Source organism: Paraglaciecola arctica BSs20135, from assembly GCF_000314995.1.
GTDB lineage: Bacteria > Pseudomonadota > Gammaproteobacteria > Enterobacterales > Alteromonadaceae > Paraglaciecola > Paraglaciecola arctica.
Window position 1 is genome coordinate 56,962 of record NZ_BAEO01000025.1, and the last position, 18,665, is coordinate 75,626.

Genomic DNA, 18,665 nt, shown 5'->3' on the forward strand with positions numbered 1-18,665 from the left:
ATTGGATTGCTAATCTAATGTACTTAGGATACTTAAAACTTGTAGCTTTAAAGCCCGTAAGAATACTTCAGTAAGCTTAATACAATAGTCGAATAACACAGCGATATGGGTAAACCAAACTTGATAAAGTGTTTAAATCTATAGTTGCTGGCACTGAATACTAATAGATTGGTTTGGTAGCCATAAGGTGAGATAAAGCTGGCGCTGGCGGCGAAGGCAACCGCTAATGCGAAAGGCATAATTGGAACGCCTAGGGTTTGCACCAGTCCATAGGCTAATGGGAACATTAACGCAGCTGCAGCGTTATTAGTGACTAGCTCGGTGAGTATTAAAGTTAGAACATAGACCAATACTAGTGCCCATATGGGGCTGACACTACTGGCCCATGGGCCAATCAATTGCATAATCTGGGTTATTACTCCTGACTTTTCAAGGGCGGTAGCTAGGCTTAGAGCGCCGACTATCACCACTATTAGATTAATCGGGATATTGCGCTTAATTTCGTTGTTTGAAGTCACCCCACCTATAACCAGTATGGCCATAAAAAACAGTAAACCCGTGGTAAGGTTTAAAACTGAAGTTGCAGCTAAGGCTATTGTGAGTAAAAATCCACCTAGTGTGAGCCATTCTTGAAGACGACTCAGTTTTGTTTCCACCTTTTTTTCCGACAGAATAAAAAAGTTTTTGGTGAGGTTATGCCTCTGCATAAAGTCTGGGCCAGTAGCCAGTAATAAAAAATCCCCTGACTGCAGCTTTATTTCGCCTAGTTTGCCAGATAATGATTCTCCGTCGCGTCTTATGGCCACTACAGCGGCATCAAATAGCGCTCTAAAGCCTAGGGCTTTGAGGGATTTTCCGATGATTTGTGCACGATTTGAAATAATCACTTCAGTAAGGTTTTCGCGCAACAGACCATTGGACTCAGCAAAGAGTTTTAAACCTTTAATATGGCTTAAGTTGCCAACATGTTGAATATTGCCAGAAAATATTAATTTATCGCCAGATTGAATAACTACTTCGGGGGTAACTGGGGTGATAAGTTTTCCGTCACGAGCGATTTCAATTAAAAATAATTCAGGTAAATTTCTGAGATGATTTTCTTCGACACTTTTACCAATTAACTCACAGTCTTGTTCCACGTCAGCTTCGATAAAGTAGCTTTTATATTCAGTGTTTTTATTGGCAATTGCTGGCAATAAAGGGGTCATCAAAAACATCAATAAACCACAACTTAAACCAGCCACTAGGCCGTAGAGTGTAAAATCCCAAAAATTGAAACCCGGATGACCATGTTCAATTAAAAAGCTATCAACAATTAAGTTGGTTGACGTACCGATTAAGGTAACTGTGCCGCCTAAAATCGCTGAATATGACAAGGGGATCAGTAATCGCGAGGCATGGTGATATTGATTTTGTTTCACCGGACCAATCAAACTTGCCACTACTGCTGTGTTATTCAAAAGCGCAGAAGAGAAAAAAGTTAAACCAAATAACCGCCAATAACTAGCGTTAAAACTTGCGGTGACTAATGTTCTGCCTAAACGTTTGATTAATGCAGTTTTATCTACGGCTGAACTAACTAACAGTAGTAATACAAGAGTGATTAAACCTTGGTTGGTGAAGTTGTTAAAAACGTCACCAATCACCAGCTGCTGGCTAGCGATCAAGGCTAAAAGAGAGCTTGAAAAAATGAAAGACGGGCGCTTGTCAGTGACAACAAGCGCCAAAATAGTACCGGCAAAAATAGCTAAAACCAGATACTGATTAATGTCCATATTTTGTTATTCTTTCTAGTTGATTACAGTTTACGAATATCAGTGGCATTCCAATGAGGGAAATGTTTTCTAACTAAGTCATTAAACTCTAATTCAAATTCAGAAAATTTGCCTGCACCAGTATCTTCAGCTACGTCTATGATCATGCCAGCACCCACAGTCCCATTAGTAACCCTATCAATGATGATAAAGGCACCTGTGGCACGGTTTTTCTTGTAGGGGTCGCAAGCAACTGGTTGAGTTAACTTGATTTTGCCTACAGCGATTTCATTTAGCGCCAGACGTACAGTATCTTTATGTTCTAAAGAGTTCACATCAATTTGATATTCCACATCTGTGATACTACCTGGGACAAATTTAGTCGCAAACTTAAAACCATATTGCTTATTAGGCATCATTGGCTCTTCATCCATCCACACTAAATTTGTTCTATAAGTGTTGCTATGCAAAGGTAGGTTGTCACTTTTAACTATCATGTCGCCACGAGAAATATCAATTTCATCTTCTAATGTGATAGTGGTAGTAAGAGGTGCAAAGGCAATCTCTTGCTCACCCTCAAAATTAACTAAGGCTTTAACTCTAGACTGCTTACCCGAGGGTAGGGCAGTAATCTTATCGCCTGGCTTTATCTGACCAGATACCACTGTACCTGCAAAACCTCGGAAGTTTAGATTGGGTCGGGTGACGTATTGCACTGGGAAACGGAAATCGTCTGCGTTGATATCATCATTAATTTCTACGTTTTCTAGCATAGTCATCAAAGTTTCACCCTTATACCAAGGTGTGTTTTCGCTAACGTTGACGACATTGTCACCATCTAAGGCCGACAAGGGGATAAACTGAATATCTGGAATTTCTAATTGTTTAGAAAATTCTAAATATTCTGCTTTTATTTCTTCGTAAACTGTTTCGCTATAGTCTTTTAAGTCCATTTTGTTAACCGCAACTATCACGTGTTTGATGCCTAACAAAGACACTAAAAATGAATGACGACGGGTTTGGGTCTTGACCCCCGCGCGAGCATCAATAAGTATGATGGCTACATCACAATTAGACGCACCTGTCACCATATTGCGGGTGTATTGCTCGTGTCCGGGAGTATCAGCGATGATAAATTTACGTTTGTCTGTGGAGTAATAACGGTAGGCCACATCGATTGTGATGCCTTGCTCTCGTTCAGATTGTAAACCATCTACTAATAATGCCAAATCCACTTTGTCGCCAGTAGTACCGCTTTTTTTACTGTCTTTGGTGATAGCGGCAAGTTGATCTTCAAAAATCATTTTTGAGTCGTGTAACAAACGGCCTATTAAGGTGCTTTTACCGTCATCAACGCTGCCACAGGTTAAAAATCGCAACATGTCTTTCTTTTCATGTTGATCTAGATAGCCCAAAATATCGGACTGTAATAATGTATTTTCGCTATTCATAATTAGCAACTCACCAAAAAATAAGGATTTAAAACGGATTCTTTTTGATTGTATCTAAGAGGTGCAGCATCTGCTTTTAGCGCATCAGTTGCATCTTCAATGATTGTTACCTTGCCGCCCGCGGCTTCTACGACAGCTTGCGCAGCGCCGGTATCCCATTCACATGTTGGGCCTAAGCGTGGATAAAGATGCGCGGCACCTTCTGCGACTAGACATAACTTAAGTGAGCTACCCATAGCAACCAACTCAGTTTCGCCTTCTAAGGAGTCAAGTAAGGCTTGTATCTCCGGGCTTTGATGGGAGCGGCTACCCACTATTTTCCAGGTTTCGCCTTTTATCCTAGCTTTGGGAGTGATATCTGCTTTTTTACCTGCAGTGATCTTAAACGCCCCTTTACCTAAAACGCCTACATAGGTTTGTGCTAAAACGGGGGCATACACCACACCAAAAACTGGTACGCCGTCTTTAATTAGTGCGATATTTACTGTGAATTCACCGTTTTTCTTAATGAATTCTTTGGTACCGTCAAGGGGGTCAACTAACCAATAGGTATCCCAGCTGTTACGTTCTTGCCATGAAATATCTGCGGACTCTTCAGACAAAATAGGAAAATCAGACACTTTGCTTAAGCCATCTACAATACAATTGTGGGCAGCTAAATCGGCTTCAGTTAGAGGGCTTGCATCTGACTTTTCATAGATAGCAAAATCCTTCTGATAGATATCCATGATTTTATCACCCGCTAGGTGACTGATATCGATGATACTTTGAATAAGTTGTTCGGTTAACATTAAGCCACAATTCCTTTTTGTTTTAATAAATCAAAAAGGTGTTCTGCAGACTGTTCAGCCGTTTGCCCTGAAAATGCTAAAGTGATTTCTGCATTTTCTGGTGCTTCGTAAGGTGAATCTATACCAGTAAAGTCTTTAATGTCGCCTTGCCTGGCTTTTTGATATAGCCCTTTAGGATCTCGTTTTTCACATTCTTCTATAGGTGTATCAACAAATATTTCGACAAATTCGCCATCTGCTAATAAATTACGGCAAAAGTCTCTTTCAGTTTTAAAAGGTGAGATAAAAGCTGTTAGCACTATTATGCCTGCATCAACAAAGAGTTTAGATACTTCACCAATACGTCTGATGTTTTCGACTCTGTCTTTATCACTAAAGGTTAAATCACCACATAAGCCATGACGCACGTTATCGCCATCTAACAAATAAGTATGTTTGCCGTGCTCAGCTAATTTTTTTTCTAACAAATTCGCAATAGTAGATTTACCTGAACCGCTCAAGCCGGTTAGCCATAACACACAAGATTTCTGCTTTTTTGCTTCAGCCCTGCGAGCTTTATCCACATCATGCTGATGCCACACTATATTAGTCGCCATTAGAAATACCCCTCCATTTTTTTCTTCTCCATTGAGCCTGAAGAATCATGGTCAATGACTCTGCCTTGGCGCTCTGAAGTTTTGGTCAATAACATTTCTTGAATAACTTCTGGCAAAGTAGCGGCTGTTGACTCTACTGCGCCGGTTAGTGGGTAACACCCTAAGGTTCTAAAACGCACTGAACGCATTTCAGGTGTTTCGCCTTCTTCCAATGGCATACGGTCATCGTCGACCATAAAGAACACGCCGTCGCGTTTAACCACAGGGCGGGGTTTGGCTAAATACAGTGATGGAATTTCGATGTTTTCCATATAAATATATTGCCAAATATCTAGCTCAGTCCAGTTGGACATTGGGAATACACGAATACTCTCGCCTTTATTAATTTGTGCGTTGTAGACGTTCCATAATTCAGGACGTTGATTTTTAGGATCCCATCTGTGATTTTCGTCACGGAAAGAATAAACCCGTTCTTTGGCCCGAGATTTTTCTTCGTCACGCCTTGCTCCACCAAAAGCTGCATCGAATTTATAGTGATTCAGTGCTTGTTTTAAGCCTTGGGTTTTCATGATGTCTGTATGTTTAGAGCTACCATGACTGAATGGCCCAACATTCATTTTTAAACCTTCAGGGTTAATATGTACCAGCAGATTAAGATCATGTTTTTTGGCCATCTCATCCCGAAATGTAATCATTTCATGGAATTTCCAAGTGGTATCTACGTGTAACAATGGAAAAGGAATTTTACCTGGAGCAAAGGCTTTACGTGCTAGATGTAATAACACTGAAGAATCTTTACCGACAGAATACAGCATCACTGGGTTGTCGAATTCAGCCGCCACTTCACGGAAAATATGAATGCTTTCCGCTTCAAGTTGTTTTAAGTGGGACACAGTAGGGATCGAGTTAGACATGGCTTTCTCACGCAAAGTTGGTTGTTTATATTAAATAGTTCTATACCTAGAACAATAACAAAAATCGACTGTGAGCTGTATTCTTATTTGTGCTATCACAGTCTTAAATGACCTGAAGAAACACATAATATCATTAAGCATCAATATTCGTCCTCTCAGCGAGATTTATAGATGCGTAATCTTGGCATTTGAATGCGCTAATATGGTTCTATTTCAAATTCACGCAACGCAGAGTGGGTTTCTTTAAACCTCGTCCTTTGGAAAAGTTGCAACCGATTGTGTACTGCGCTGTCGCTACTTGAAAGGGGAATGCCATTCAAGTAACGACGCCTAGTCCAAATCCGCTTAGGACTTTCTGAGTGCGCTATTATTTATGCTGATTGGTATAGGCAACTAATCAAGTTGCTTTAATGAAAGTTGCACTCTGTCGAATGTGTCTGTTACTAGTTTATCATCTTGGGTACCCAATAAACTGACAACAATAATGGTAATGCTAGAAACCAAGAAGCCCGGGACAATTTCGTAAATCCAAACATTCAACAATTGGCCGTTTATGGTGATAGGGGCGTAAATCCAAACTAATACCGTAATTGCCCCTGACAACATGCCTAATATTGCAGCTAATTTTGTCATTTTTTTCCAGACTAAGCTGATCAGCACCAAAGGACCAAAAGCAGCGCCAAATCCAGCCCAAGCATTACTCACTAAGTCAAGAATAGTGCTTTCACGATCATAGGCTAAGTAAATGGCGACTAACGCCACTAATACCACTGATACTCTTCCAGCTGTGACTAATTCTTTCTGACTGGCATCCTTACGTAAAAATGCTTGATAAAAATCACCTGTCAAAGAGCTTGAAGTGACCAAAAGTTGTGAAGAAATAGTACTCATAATTGCCGCTAAAATAGCACCCAATAAAAAACCACTAATTAAAGGATGAAAAAGTATTTGTGACAGGTAAATAAAGATGGTTTCTGGATCTTGCATATTACCTTGGTTTTTTGTCACGTAGGCAAGACCCAATATTCCGGTGGCAAGAGCACCAGTAATAGAGACCAACATCCAACTAATACCTATTCTGCGAGCCATTTTGATATCTTTTACTGAACGGATCGCCATAAAACGTACAATGATATGGGGTTGACCAAAATAACCTAAGCCCCAAGACAATAACGATATTATGCCAATAACCGACATGGTTTCCCCAGTGGAAGCGTTAACAAAAAAATCTAGATAATCCCCATCATAGGTCGCCAGTTGCGTAGCCGCACCGCTGAAGCCACCTAGGTCAAATAACACCACTACTGGCACTAGTATCAAAGATACAAACATAATACAGCCTTGCACAAAGTCAGTAATACTGACCGCCATAAAGCCACCTAGTAGGGTATAGGCGACTACCACTCCAGCTGTAACATACAAGCCCATTTCATAACTTAAGCCAAATGAAGATTCAAATAATTTACCACCGGCTACTACGCCAGACGAAGTATACAAGGTGAAAAAAATCACAATCACAACAGAAGAAATCAGCCTTAAGCTATGGCTGGTATCATTAAAGCGATTTGCAAAATAATCAGGGATCGTCAGCGCATTTTTTGCCAGTTCGGTATAAACACGTAGACGAGGAGCAACCCATAAATAATTTAGATAAGCTCCAATTGCTAAACCTACAGCAATCCAAGCACTCGAAAGCCCAGATACATACATAGCACCAGGTAAGCCCATTAACATCCAACCGCTCATGTCCGACGCACCAGCAGAAAGGGCTGTGACCTTAGGGCTTAAGCTTCGACCACCCAACATATAACCTTCAACGTCAGTGCTGGATTGTTTAAACGAATACAAACCAATGCCTAGCATGACCAAAAAATATAGGCCAAGGGATACAAAAGTGTAGGGGTCCATTGAAGTTTCCTTTGAAGTGGGGGAAATTAAGTATGACTTTTTTTATGTTATCATAGGCTAACACTGTCTGACTAATTCACCACTAATATCAAGTGCTTGTATGTATCATAAAACCTTTGAAGAACTCACTAAAGATGAACTCTATGCCTTGGCAAAGCTGCGTCAGCAGGTATTTATTGTTGAACAAAATAGTATTTATTGTGACCTTGACGATTGTGATCAAGAGGCAATACATTACATGGAATGTGATCCACAAGACCGCTTAATAGCCTATGCCCGATATAGAAAGGTCTCACAACTCGATGAAGTTAAAATAGAACGAGTGGTGTTGGCTGCGCAGGCTAGGGGGCTTGGCTTGGGTAAATCTTTGATTGTCACTATGCTTCAGGATATTCAGCTTGAATACCCAGTAGCGAAAATCACTTTGTCTTCACAAATTGATGCCAGTGAGTTTTATCAGCGATTGGGATTTGTTGAGTTTGGTGAGGTGTATGATGATGGTGGGATCATGCATGTTGGGATGGTTTATATGCCCTAGCGGGCACCATGCATCTATGCGCTGTCGCTTATCGCCATCCTTGGCTTTTTTCACACAGCCTGAGCGATGAGCGGTCATACGATTAATACCTGCTGACTGTTTCAAAAACTGAATAAGCGGATGGTGACATCCACCTGTATATACCCGTCATTCCCGCGAAGGCGGGAACCTCCAACAACATCTGTGGATGGTAATAAAGTATCTTATTTCCAAAGTTAAAATTGATTGAAATACACTAATATCATACTGTTTTTAAACGATTAAAATTGGCTGCACGGTAAATGTTAGTGGGTTCCCTCCTCCGAGGGAATGACGTGTAATATCTTCAATATCTGCGCCGTCAGCGAGGTGTAATATCTTAAAAATCCTCACCGTCTGTTTACTGCTAATTGGGATCGTTCACTGCGCGGTTCGACTATGATCGCTTCTGGCACTTAGTTTTCATTCAGGTAAGGTTTCATTCTACATTTCAATAATAAAAAAATGCCTCCAACTGGAGGCATTTTTAGTTTGAATTATTAGCAATAGTTAAGCCGAAAAATGGATTTTGCGTTTAAGTTGCTCTTTCACTCCCTGAATATTCGCACCTTCTTCACCAACCACTACAATACTTGCTCGTTGGGCATCCATAGCTTGGCTTTGGTATCCCCGAGCGTAGGCTTCGCTTTTGGCATTGTGAGCATCGTCGTGAGGGATCACAAATACAGATACTTTGCCGTTTTCTCCTTGCATTACCAGATGTAGACTTCTGACATTGTCGAAGTCACAAATACTGGCGTAGTACACTTGGCCTAACTCTTCTGTGAACTCACCACCAAACTGCGCCAATTTGGCATTCACTTGTTGTAGTGAGACATTGTTTTGAGCTTCTAGGGCATAACTGCCTTCTTGATATACATGAGCTATAGCTTGATCGGCTATATTCAAGAGATTATGTTGCTGCCACATGGTAAAACTCACGCCCACCACAAAAGCTACCGACGCAGCCATAGCGAGCTGTATACGATTACGTACTTTACTGGCCCTATGTGATTGCATAGTTTGGCGTAAAATTAATTTGTGCACTAAGTCATCTGGTACTTTTACCTGACTGGCTAGTTGCATGCTTTTATCGAGCTGTTTAAGTTCCTTATGGAACTCTTGCTTTTTAGGATCATCGTTAATGGCTGCCAGTACCCGTTCATCATTACAATTAGGGTCAGCATATAAGGTACGACGAAACTCTAACTCATCCATTTTCACGCCCCCTGTTAACATTGGCTTTTTCTAAGGCTTCTTTAACCTGATTACGCGCTCTAAATAATCGCGTCATCACGGTATTTTTGTTTAAATCAAGCTGCTCGGCAATCTCATCACCGCTATAGCCAAATATTATCTGCAACATTAGTGGTTCTCTGTACTCTTCACTTAACGACCCCATGACGGCGCGAAGTTCTCTATGTTCAATTTCAACTTCATTGGACAATTGGTCATCAATCACCGACACATCATCTATGTCAACTAAATCAAATTGTTTGCGCTCAAATCGCCTAGCATTTTCTCTTCGCAATATAGTAATCAACCAAGACTTCGCCGCTTTTTCATCTTTAAGTGAATCTAAAGATTTCCAGGCGCGAAGAAAAGTCTCCTGCACTATGTCCTCAGCTACTGTTTTGTTTTTCACAAGCCAGCATGCATAACGGAATATGTCAGTATGAAGAGCTAGCACTAACACTTCATATCGTTTTTGTTTATTTGCCATGTCACTAGAGACCGAGGCTTGACTATTTTGCTTTCGCGAAAACATTTAAAATTCCATCGTAGTTTTGGCTAGTGTGTTATTGCGTAACCAAAAGCGCTTTACTGAGAGCTAAAAGTGTCGATTTTTGGCTCTCAGTAGGGAAGCATAAAGACAAAAACTAGCCGTTGTATGCTGCTGAATTTCTACGCAGAAGGATACAGGGGGGACAAGTTATGTTTTATTTGTTTTTGGATAGTGCCGTTTTTACGCAATTTACGCAATATTTGATGCAAATCTTTACTTTGCCATTCACTTTGATTTTTTGAATAACGGCAGGCTAGAAGGTTGTTAACGGCTTCAGATAGTTGCTGATCATCAATGATTTTTAAGCTTTGTTCTAAAGGAGCATTTTTATCTTGGATATAGCTGCCTAGCCATAAATGAAGATATCTTTGAGTATCAAGTGCGGTGTTTTTATTTAACGCTTTTTCAAGACTCTTCCACAACTCCTGTTCACTTTGTGTATTCCTAACCAAGGAGTTATTTGTTTTCTTTGAAGCGCTTTTTAATAGCGAAACGTGTTTCCACCACAGTAATAATGTAATTATCCATAACAGCAACAAACTGGCTGTTAGCCAAATCCAATATTGAGGCACACTCATACTTTGATTGTTTACATCAGATGGCATTGGCTGTTGTGGCTTAATTTCAGGAGCAGCCTGAATACTTGGGCTTAAAGGGATCGCACTGCTTGGTTGAGTGGTTGCTGGCAATATGTTTAATGTTTTTTCGGCTAAAACTGCGTATTCGGTTTTCTTAGTGATGGTATTGAACCAAGGGATCCTCACTTCAGGAATAACCAGTTCACCAGCCTGACTAGGGATGATTGCTATGCTTTCTTTACGCTGAGCGATCAAGTTTTCATCTTTTTCAACCGTAGTTGTTTCAGCTTGATCTGGGTAGGTTTTCACTGAATCTGGATAAGTGCTGGTAATTTGTGGAAGTTGTTCTTCTACTACACCAATTGCGGTTAATGTAATAGTGCGAGTGATAGGCTCACCTGCAATATATTCATGGGTATTACCTTGCCACTCGTCATCTAGTTGCACAAAATCACTGGGCAGCCAATGTTGGTCGTAGTTACTTGGTATAGGCAGCACAGTAATACTCTGGCTAGGGCCGACTCTGTTGACCGCCTTACTACGGTTAAAAAAGCCAAAACTCTGCCGCGAATTATCAGCCACCTCACCTTCAAATAAAGGGCCTTCAATAGTGAAAGTACCACTTTGCTGGGCAATAATCGCAAAGGAGCGTTCGATAATTCGGTAACGACGACCATCAACCACATCGTTATATTCCTTATCTTTACCAATTTGCCTGATGTCGGCATTTTCTAATGTTGGACTAGATAAACTTCCCCTTTGCAGGTCTTTGCCTAAATGTAATTTAACTGTGTAACGAATTTGTTGCTGCAGATAGGCCTGTTCTACGTCTACATCGGTAGTAATATACAGATCCCTTCCGTTAGATGATGTATTGGCTGAGACAGGGATGACTAACACTTCTATGGGTTTTGTAAGAGAGCCGTCAATATCAAAGGACGGGATAGTGAAGCGACCTTTGTTTTTGGGGATTAGAATAGTTGACCAAGAAGTGGTTCTGGTTGTATCGAAGTTAACCATTTTTGTTTGCGAACTGATTGAGGTACGACCCACAACAAAGTCTTTCATCAAAAATGAAGAATCGAATGCGCCTTTATCAACCTCTCCGTTGGCTACCACTGACAGAATAAACGACTCATCCACCATCACCGGATTTTTATCCACAGATGCGGTTACTTCAATTGATTGAGCTCGCAGCATAGTCGTTAGCATTAACAAAGCTAAGCCGATTATTAACTTGGACATTTTTGACATACTCACTATTACCAATTCCCCTGTATATTTGTTGGCAATCTTTCTCTTTTTCGCCGTTGTGACTCAATTTGCATTTTACGTTTTAATAAAAATGCAGGATCGTCTGGGATCCGATTAAGCAGTTTTTGCATACGTTGCATTTGCTCTTTTTCTTCATCGGTCAGCTCTTCTTCACCTTGTTGTAGAGCTTGTTGTTCTTGTTCTGTATTTTGTTTTTCGGCCTCAGCTTTCTGTTGCTGTTCCTCAGCTTCTGCTTGTTCTTGCTGCTCTTGCTCTGATTGACCTTGTTGTTCAGACTCTGACTCACTTTGTTCTGAGTTGTCGCTTTGCTGGGGATCTTGAGACTGTTCACCTTCTTGCTGCTGATCGCTTTTTTGACCATCTTGTTGTTCGCCGTCTTTCTCGCCGTTCTTTTCGCCGTCCTTTTCGCCATCTTCTTCATCTTCCGATTGTTCATCAGACTGATCTTGTTGCTGTTGATCTTTGAGATTTTCAAGTAAAACTTTATTCGCTAAGGCTTCTTCATGTTCTGGTTGTTGCTCTAACACTTGCTCATAGGCGGCAAGCGCTTGGTCTATTTCGCCCAGTTGAGCTAAAGCATTACCCGCATTGTATGTGGCATCCGTATAGTTTTTATCGGTAGGCTTAACTTGAGAAAAAGACTCCAAAGCCGCTTGGTAATCACCATTTTTATAATGAGCAGTGCCTTGCCACAAAGGATCTTCAAAGGTCTTAGCCGCTTGCTCGTACTCGTTTTTATTAAAAGCTTGCATAGCCTGCTGATCAGGTGTTTTCCACATATCCTGCCACCAATCAGCACGAGCCTGAGGAGAATAAGTGGGTAATAAAATGCCAATAAACAGCACTGTTACTATACCGCGTCTAAAACTGTAGGCAGCGAAGGGTAATATGAGTAACAACAAATAAGGTCCCATCTCTTGCCACTTATCACCAAATTTTTCAGGTTCAGCTTCTTCATTTTTATCTGAGTCTTGTTCTATTAGCCTTTGTTCCATTAAATAATTAATATCGCTATCGTCTGCTTGCATTGATGCATAACGCCCGCCGCTACTACGACTTAGAGATTTTAAATTATTAACCGTGAGTTTTGGGACCACAATGGCTCCACGGCTATTTTTTAACAACTCACCATCAATTAGCTGGATGGGCGCACCTTCCTCTGTACCCACACCAAGCACAGATAAGCGAAACATTGAATTGTTGAAAATTTCACTGACTTCTTTCATCTGCTGGTTGTTGATCCCGTCGGTGATCCAAAAAATTTCACCTTGTTGATACCCGGCATTAGTGAGTAACTCAATGGCAGCACGCAAACCTAAAGCAGGATCACTACCTGCAATGGGCATTATTTCTGGCGTTAAGCTGGGAATAAGGGTGGTAAGGTTTTGTGCATCAGTACTCAAAGGACTAATAGTGAATGCATCCCCTGCGTAGGCAACTAATCCAGTTTCTCCCTCGGTGACCGCATTAACTAAATCAATGGCTTTGTATTTGGCGCGAGTGAGTCGATCAGGTTTAACATCTGTTGCTCGCATAGACATAGACATATCAATTAGCACCACTTTACCTGAATTTAACTGATAAACCGGTTGCGGTAATCTTTCCCATGTAGGTCCCGCTAGTGCAAGCGTGGCTATAACCCAGCAAAAACCCAATAAAAATAGCGGAGGTCTGACTTTTTTGATGCCCTCTGTGGTGATCAAATGTTGATACAAGTGACTGGCAAGTACCGACTGCCATCCTGACTGTTGTTTATGTACATAGCGAATTAAGGCGACAATTGTCAACAGTGGAATAATTGCCCATAACCAATGTGGACGAATAAAATGGAATTCGTTTAAGGCTGAAAAAGACTCAATCATTTTGTCGCGCCTCTTTTTTTCCGTTTCGTCCGTTTTGTCGTGGGTTTAACAAAAACTGTTTCATAAGAGAAAAAATACCCATTAAAATTGTAATCAATAACGCTAAACCTAGAGGGTAATAGTATAAGGCTTGTAAAGGCCGCATCTGTTTGCTTTCTCTAGCAATGGGCTCAAGCTCGTCTAATGTGGCATAAATTTGTTTAAGAGATTCAGCATCCCTTGCTCTAAAATATCGACCACCAGTAGAGGTGGCAATGTCGGTTAACATGCCTTCGTCTAAGTCTTGTGAGGGATTAACTTGTCTATTGCCAAAGAAACTTTGAACTAACATTTTGTCAGCACCCACACCTATAGTGTAAACAGTCACACCATTGTTGATGGCTAATTCATTGGCTTGTTCTGGAGTGATATTTCCTGCGGTATTTTGACCATCAGTTAGTAACACCAAAACTTTATTCGACTCTGTGCGCGCTTCAAAGCGTTTAATCGCCAATCCAATTGCATCACCAATTGCAGTTTGCTCTCCGACTAAACCAATTAAAGATTCGTTTAGCAGTTGTTCTACTGTTTCTCTATCGTAGGTCAGTGGAGCTTGTAAATAAGCGGTATCAGCAAACAAAATGAGTCCCAATCTATCGCCTACTCTGCGTTTGATAAAATCGCTGAGTACAAACTTAATCATTTTTAGTCTGTCTACCTGACGACCATTAACTTGCATATCATCAATTTTCATACTGCCAGATAAATCAACCGCTATCATTAAATCTCGGCCTTCGGCAGGAATACTAACGGGCTCACCTAACCACTGAGGTCTTGCTGTTGCTAATACCAGTGCTATCCATGCTAATGTGGCTAAAAACAAACTGAATTTTTTAGTGCCTTTACGTTGGCTTTTAGTTTCTATTCCTGTGGTTAGACTTGGCACCCGTAACGCCGCTTCTTGACCTTGTTTTTTACTGGGCAGCAGTAACGCTAGAAGAGGCAAAGGTAATAGAAATAAGGCCCATATCCATTCAAACTCAAGCATTGTTTTGCTCCAATTTGATAAACATTTTTTTGCTTGGGGGTAGGGCATGTTTAATCCATGTTTCCACAGACTTGTAGTAACTTGGAAACTCAATGTTTTCTGATGTATTTGGTTGATACAATCTTTGTTGCATTAACTCAAAGGATCCAGAAAAGTCTTTAGTTTTGTTATTGGGAAGTGTCTTAATTAAAAATTCTGTCCACTTTTCACTGTGCATTTCTTGCACTTTTTGGTTAGGGAAGTACGTCATGGCGACACGTTTTAACAATTGATTGAGCTGTGACACACAATTTAGGTCTGAGCTATCTATCTGTTGCAGAGATTTCAACGCTTGGCGTTTGGTTAGGGTTACTTTTTGCATTTTAACTAGCCAAATTGTTAGTAGGCATATGCCTATTACAACTAAGATCGCAAGTATCCACCACCCATAGGCAGGTGGCCAGATTTCTATTACAGCTGGTGTGTGAATGTCTTTTAAGTCTTGTAGTGGATTCATTTGTGTTTACTCCCAGAAAATCGATCTAACTGCAATTCTAGGGGTTGCCCAGCGTCAATTTGGAGCACCTGTGCCTTACATTGTTTTAGGGTGTTTTCAATATTATCAAAGTGGGCTTGATGTTGGTTGCTGTACTGCATTTCTGTGTCTTTTTCACCTAACACTATTTGTTGTCTATTGTGGCCATCACTCAAGGTCACTCTTTGACTCATTTTAACTTGTGGTAACTGATGTTCAAAAGGATCACTGATAGGGTAAGCAATGACCTCACAATGTTTACTTAGCTGAGCAATATGTTGTTTAGCCAATTCGTCTAACTGGCTAAAATCGCTCAATATAAAGATTAAACTGCCTGGGTGAGCGAGCCTACGTAATCTAGCGCATGCGTTGCCTAAAGTGATTTGTTCTTGACCTGTGGTATGGGCTCCTTGTTGCACTTTTATCATACTATTTAATAGTGACAACACGGCTTTTTGCCGGGTAAAGGGTTTACATTCGATATGCTGATGTTGATTAAATACCAAGCCTCCGATGCGATCACCGCGCTTTCTGGCTGACCAAGCAATCAGCGCACTTAAATGAGCTGCTTGTACCGATTTGAATAAAAATTGGGTGCCAAACTGCATACTAGATGATAAGTCGGTGAGCACAAATACAGGACGCTCTTTTTCTTCACGATACAGCTTAGTATGGGTTTTTCCAGTACGAGCAGTCACGCGCCAATCTATGGCGCGAATATCATCACCTGCTTGATAATGGCGAGCTTCGTCAAACTCCATGCCACGGCCTTTGGTTTTTGCCAAATATGCCCCAGCTAGTTTAGCTTGCACCGTTTTACGAGGTGACAGGTTTAATAAAGCTGTTTTACCTTGGTAGTGGATAAGTTCTCTTATACCAAGGTTCACACCGTCACTTTGGCATTTAGATAACCACTTTGTTATGTCTTGCATACTGTTTCCTTAACCTAGTTGTTTAAGGAACAGGCACTAGCTGCATAATTCTGTCTAACACTTGATTACTGTTGACACCTTCTGCTTCAGCTTCATAACTGAGTAATAATCTATGGCGTAAAACGTTATGAAATACCGCTTGAATATTATCAGGTCCAACAAAATCTCTACCCATTAACCATGCATGTGCCCGAGCGCATTTGTCTAAAGCGATAGTCGCCCTTGGGCTAGCTCCAAATTCTATCCAGTTGGCTAAGTCAGGGTCATAGCGCTCTGGTTGCCGAGTGGCAATAATTAACTGCACTATATATTGCTCTAAGGCTTCATCTAAATGTATTTTTAATACATCTTGACGGGCATTTAAGATATCTACTTGGCTTAAGCTAGGCGGGCTAACCACTTCTGCATGCATTGCTTCATTGCGAGTTAAACGCAATATTTCCAATTCAGTTTCAGCTCCTGGGTAATCTATTTCTAAATGCATCAAAAAGCGATCAAGCTGAGCCTCTGGAAGTGGATAGGTGCCTTCCTGTTCGATAGGGTTTTGTGTAGCCATAACCAAAAATAATTCTGGCAGTGCATAAGTAGTATTGCCAACTGTGATTTGTCTTTCGGCCATAGCTTCAAGCAGAGCAGACTGAACTTTAGCTGGCGCACGATTGATCTCATCGGCCAATACTAGATTATGAAAAAGTGGGCCTTTTTGAAATACAAAACTACCATTTTCGGGACGATAGATATCGGTTCCGGTTAAATCAGCGGGTAATAAATCTGGAGTAAACTGGACACGATGAAAATCACCTTCTAATCCATTTGCTAGGGCATTAACCGCTCGGGTTTTTGCCAAACCTGGAGGACCTTCCACTAATAAGTGTCCATCAGCTAATAGCGCCACTAAAATATTTTGCGTCAGTGTTTGTTGACCCACCACTTGGCTGTCTAAATATGCTTGTAATTGTCTAAATTGTGCGGCTGCCATAGTGTTAAATACTTCCTTCTAATTTGCGAATACTTAGATGTTTTTTAGTTTAATTCGAATCAATATAGGGTTGTGTTATCTGCGATATGTAGATCCATGACCCAGACTACTGACTATGCTAACCGATATAAGGTTCCCATTTAGAAAAACAATGTTACAAAATGCCTTAACTGTGGATTAATTAAAAATTTCGCACCGGTTTACACAAGATAGGGCAACTCATCGCCTAATATGTGAATATTGGAGTCCCAATATTCCATCTACACCTGAAGCGCGTTGCTTTTATACCTTTGGTATACCAAAGTAATAACTGGTTCCCCAGTCGCAGGATTTAAAGGTGTCTTGAAGTCATAATAGTAACTAGGTACAATCAGTTATACTTTACAGGTCAGACCACTGGGTTTGAACATTTATAAGGGCAGAAAATGACAGCTAAGCAGATAGTCAAAACGAGAGAAGGCGATAGGATCGCTATTGTTGCAGGTCTAAGAACACCATTTGCCAAAATGGCCACTTACTTTCATGGCGTGCCGGCTGTCGATTTAGGAAAAATGGTCGTCAACGAAATGTTAGTGCGCAATAACGTTGATCCTATGATTATCGAACAATTGGTCTATGGCCAAGTGGTGCAAATGCCAGAAGCGCCGAATATTGCTCGTGAGATTGTATTAGGCACTGGTATGAATGTGCACACTGATGCCTTTAGTGTTTCTAGGGCCTGTGCTACCAGTTTTCAATCTACTGTCAGTATTGCTGAGTCGATGATGGCCGGAAATATTAGTGTTGGTGTGGCTGGTGGAGCTGATTCAACATCTGTTGCACCTATAGGTGTTTCGAAAAAGTTAGCCAGAGCCTTAACTGATTTGCAAAAAACCAAAACGGTCGCACAAAAATGGCAAGTGCTTAAAAAATTAGGTCTTAAAGATTTAATGCCTGTGCCTCCTGCCGTAGCCGAATATTCCACGGGTTTGTCAATGGGACAAACCGCAGAACAAATGGCTAAAACTCATAACATCAGTCGTCAAGATCAAGATGCATTGGCACATCGTTCACATACCTTAGCCGCACAAAGTTGGAACGACGGTAAATTAGCCAACGAAGTAATGACTGCTTATGCTGAACCTTTTAAAGGAGCATTAGAAAAAGACAATAATGTGCGTTTCGACTCAACGATTGAAGGTTATGCGAAACTGCGCCCAGTGTTTGATAAAAAACATGGCACAGTAACCGCGGCGAATGCGACACCTCTTACCGATGGTGGCTCTGCGATATTAATGATGACAGAAAGTCGCGCCAAAGAATTAGGCTATACCCCACTGGGATATATTAAAAGTTATGCTTGGGCGGCAATAGATGTGTGGCAAGACATGTTAATAGGGCCTTCTTATGCCTCACCTATGGCATTAGATAGAGCAGGCATGACCCTGAACGACTTAACCTTAATTGAAATGCATGAAGCATTCGCTGCACAAACCCTAGCCAACATCAAAATGTTCGGCAGTGATAAGTTTGCTCAGGAAAAGTTGGGCCGCAGCAAGGCAACAGGCGAAATTGATATGGATAAATTTAATGTTATGGGCAGTTCTTTGGCCTATGGGCATCCATTTGCCGCAACAGGCACACGTATGATTACGCAAATGTTAAATGAATTGAATCGCAGGGGAGGTGGCTCAGGCCTTCTTACCGCATGTGCTGCTGGTGGATTAGCCGCAGCCATGATAGTTGAAACAGAATAGGGTGAC

General features: G+C 41.1%; 16 protein-coding genes. 2 read left to right on the plus strand and 14 right to left on the minus strand.

Features of this window, described 5'->3' with window-relative positions; all coding sequences use genetic code 11:
* Positions 1–47: 47 nt before the first annotated feature.
* From GARC_RS09115 to putP, 6 genes are all read right to left on the minus strand, one after another.
* On the minus strand, positions 48–1,775 hold the full coding sequence (locus GARC_RS09115; protein ID WP_007619116.1) for an SLC13 family permease: 1,728 nt from the start codon (positions 1,773–1,775) through the stop codon (positions 48–50).
* A gap of 23 nt (positions 1,776–1,798) precedes the next feature.
* On the minus strand, positions 1,799–3,205 hold the full coding sequence (gene cysN / locus GARC_RS09120) for a sulfate adenylyltransferase subunit CysN (protein ID WP_007619117.1): 1,407 nt from the start codon (positions 3,203–3,205) through the stop codon (positions 1,799–1,801).
* Positions 3,206–3,207: 2 nt separating this feature from the next.
* A complete protein-coding gene (gene cysQ / locus GARC_RS09125) occupies positions 3,208–3,996 on the minus strand; it encodes a 3'(2'),5'-bisphosphate nucleotidase CysQ (protein WP_007619118.1) in 789 nt (262 codons plus the stop codon).
* On the minus strand, positions 3,996–4,592 hold the full coding sequence (gene cysC / locus GARC_RS09130) for an adenylyl-sulfate kinase (protein ID WP_007619119.1): 597 nt from the start codon (positions 4,590–4,592) through the stop codon (positions 3,996–3,998). Before cysC ends, cysQ begins: the two co-directional genes overlap by 1 nt.
* A complete protein-coding gene (gene cysD / locus GARC_RS09135) occupies positions 4,592–5,506 on the minus strand; it encodes a sulfate adenylyltransferase subunit CysD (protein ID WP_007619120.1) in 915 nt (304 codons plus the stop codon). The genes cysC and cysD overlap by 1 nt, the downstream gene beginning before the upstream one ends.
* A gap of 393 nt (positions 5,507–5,899) precedes the next feature.
* Positions 5,900–7,414: a sodium/proline symporter PutP gene (putP, locus tag GARC_RS09140; protein ID WP_007619122.1), complete on the minus strand. Its 1,515-nt coding sequence runs from the start codon at positions 7,412–7,414 to the stop codon at positions 5,900–5,902.
* A 100-nt stretch (positions 7,415–7,514) separates the two neighbouring features.
* Here putP and GARC_RS09145 point away from each other — a divergent pair, with 100 nt between their 5' ends.
* Positions 7,515–7,952, plus strand: coding sequence for a GNAT family N-acetyltransferase (locus tag GARC_RS09145; RefSeq protein ID WP_007619124.1), 438 nt, complete (start codon positions 7,515–7,517; stop codon positions 7,950–7,952).
* A gap of 528 nt (positions 7,953–8,480) precedes the next feature.
* Here GARC_RS09145 and GARC_RS09150 read toward each other — a convergent pair.
* From GARC_RS09150 to GARC_RS09185, 8 genes are all read right to left on the minus strand, one after another.
* Complete coding sequence (locus GARC_RS09150) at positions 8,481–9,188, minus strand: DUF3379 domain-containing protein (RefSeq protein ID WP_007619126.1); 708 nt, start codon at positions 9,186–9,188, stop codon at positions 8,481–8,483.
* The gene (locus GARC_RS09155) at positions 9,181–9,738 is read right to left on the minus strand and encodes a sigma-70 family RNA polymerase sigma factor (protein WP_007619128.1); all 558 of its coding nucleotides are present in this window, start codon (positions 9,736–9,738) and stop codon (positions 9,181–9,183) included. The genes GARC_RS09150 and GARC_RS09155 overlap by 8 nt, the downstream gene beginning before the upstream one ends.
* A 137-nt stretch (positions 9,739–9,875) precedes the next feature.
* A complete protein-coding gene (locus GARC_RS09160; RefSeq protein ID WP_226989089.1) occupies positions 9,876–11,579 on the minus strand; it encodes a BatD family protein in 1,704 nt (567 codons plus the stop codon).
* Between the two features lie 17 nt (positions 11,580–11,596).
* Positions 11,597–13,471 (minus strand): VWA domain-containing protein, encoded by a 1,875-nt coding sequence (locus tag GARC_RS09165; RefSeq protein WP_007619131.1) that lies wholly within the window; start codon positions 13,469–13,471, stop codon positions 11,597–11,599.
* Entirely contained in the window at positions 13,464–14,498 is a 1,035-nt protein-coding gene (locus GARC_RS09170; RefSeq protein ID WP_007619132.1) for a vWA domain-containing protein, read from the minus strand. The genes GARC_RS09165 and GARC_RS09170 overlap by 8 nt, the downstream gene beginning before the upstream one ends.
* Positions 14,491–14,994 (minus strand): DUF4381 domain-containing protein, encoded by a 504-nt coding sequence (locus tag GARC_RS09175; RefSeq protein ID WP_007619133.1) that lies wholly within the window; start codon positions 14,992–14,994, stop codon positions 14,491–14,493. The genes GARC_RS09170 and GARC_RS09175 overlap by 8 nt, the downstream gene beginning before the upstream one ends.
* Positions 14,991–15,944 carry a DUF58 domain-containing protein gene (locus GARC_RS09180; protein WP_007619134.1) on the minus strand — a complete coding sequence of 318 codons (954 nt, stop codon included), beginning with the start codon at positions 15,942–15,944 and terminating at the stop codon, positions 14,991–14,993. The genes GARC_RS09175 and GARC_RS09180 overlap by 4 nt, the downstream gene beginning before the upstream one ends.
* Positions 15,945–15,966: 22 nt before the next feature.
* Positions 15,967–16,923: an AAA family ATPase gene (locus tag GARC_RS09185; protein ID WP_007619136.1), complete on the minus strand. Its 957-nt coding sequence runs from the start codon at positions 16,921–16,923 to the stop codon at positions 15,967–15,969.
* Positions 16,924–17,348: 425 nt separating this feature from the next.
* Here GARC_RS09185 and fadI point away from each other — a divergent pair, with 425 nt between their 5' ends.
* Positions 17,349–18,659 (plus strand): acetyl-CoA C-acyltransferase FadI, encoded by a 1,311-nt coding sequence (gene fadI, locus GARC_RS09190; protein ID WP_007619138.1) that lies wholly within the window; start codon positions 17,349–17,351, stop codon positions 18,657–18,659.
* The last annotated feature ends 6 nt before the right edge of the window (positions 18,660–18,665 follow it).

Bases quoted from the DNA above. Each gene is read 5' to 3' on its own strand.
- GARC_RS09155 (WP_007619128.1), bottom strand. From the start codon at position 9,738: ATGTTTTCGCGAAAGCAAAATAGTCAAGCCTCGGTCTCTAGTGACATG.
- fadI (WP_007619138.1), top strand. From the start codon at position 17,349: ATGACAGCTAAGCAGATAGTCAAAACGAGAGAAGGCGATAGGATCGCT.
- GARC_RS09175 (WP_007619133.1), bottom strand. From the start codon at position 14,994: ATGAATCCACTACAAGACTTAAAAGACATTCACACACCAGCTGTAATA.
- GARC_RS09160 (WP_226989089.1), bottom strand. From the start codon at position 11,579: ATGTCCAAGTTAATAATCGGCTTAGCTTTGTTAATGCTAACGACTATG.
- cysC (WP_007619119.1), bottom strand. From the start codon at position 4,592: ATGGCGACTAATATAGTGTGGCATCAGCATGATGTGGATAAAGCTCGC.
- GARC_RS09165 (WP_007619131.1), bottom strand. From the start codon at position 13,471: ATGATTGAGTCTTTTTCAGCCTTAAACGAATTCCATTTTATTCGTCCA.
- cysQ (WP_007619118.1), bottom strand. From the start codon at position 3,996: ATGTTAACCGAACAACTTATTCAAAGTATCATCGATATCAGTCACCTA.
- GARC_RS09115 (WP_007619116.1), bottom strand. From the start codon at position 1,775: ATGGACATTAATCAGTATCTGGTTTTAGCTATTTTTGCCGGTACTATT.
- GARC_RS09150 (WP_007619126.1), bottom strand. From the start codon at position 9,188: ATGGATGAGTTAGAGTTTCGTCGTACCTTATATGCTGACCCTAATTGT.
- GARC_RS09170 (WP_007619132.1), bottom strand. From the start codon at position 14,498: ATGCTTGAGTTTGAATGGATATGGGCCTTATTTCTATTACCTTTGCCT.
- cysD (WP_007619120.1), bottom strand. From the start codon at position 5,506: ATGTCTAACTCGATCCCTACTGTGTCCCACTTAAAACAACTTGAAGCG.
- GARC_RS09185 (WP_007619136.1), bottom strand. From the start codon at position 16,923: ATGGCAGCCGCACAATTTAGACAATTACAAGCATATTTAGACAGCCAA.
- GARC_RS09145 (WP_007619124.1), top strand. From the start codon at position 7,515: ATGTATCATAAAACCTTTGAAGAACTCACTAAAGATGAACTCTATGCC.
- GARC_RS09180 (WP_007619134.1), bottom strand. From the start codon at position 15,944: ATGCAAGACATAACAAAGTGGTTATCTAAATGCCAAAGTGACGGTGTG.
- putP (WP_007619122.1), bottom strand. From the start codon at position 7,414: ATGGACCCCTACACTTTTGTATCCCTTGGCCTATATTTTTTGGTCATG.
- cysN (WP_007619117.1), bottom strand. From the start codon at position 3,205: ATGAATAGCGAAAATACATTATTACAGTCCGATATTTTGGGCTATCTA.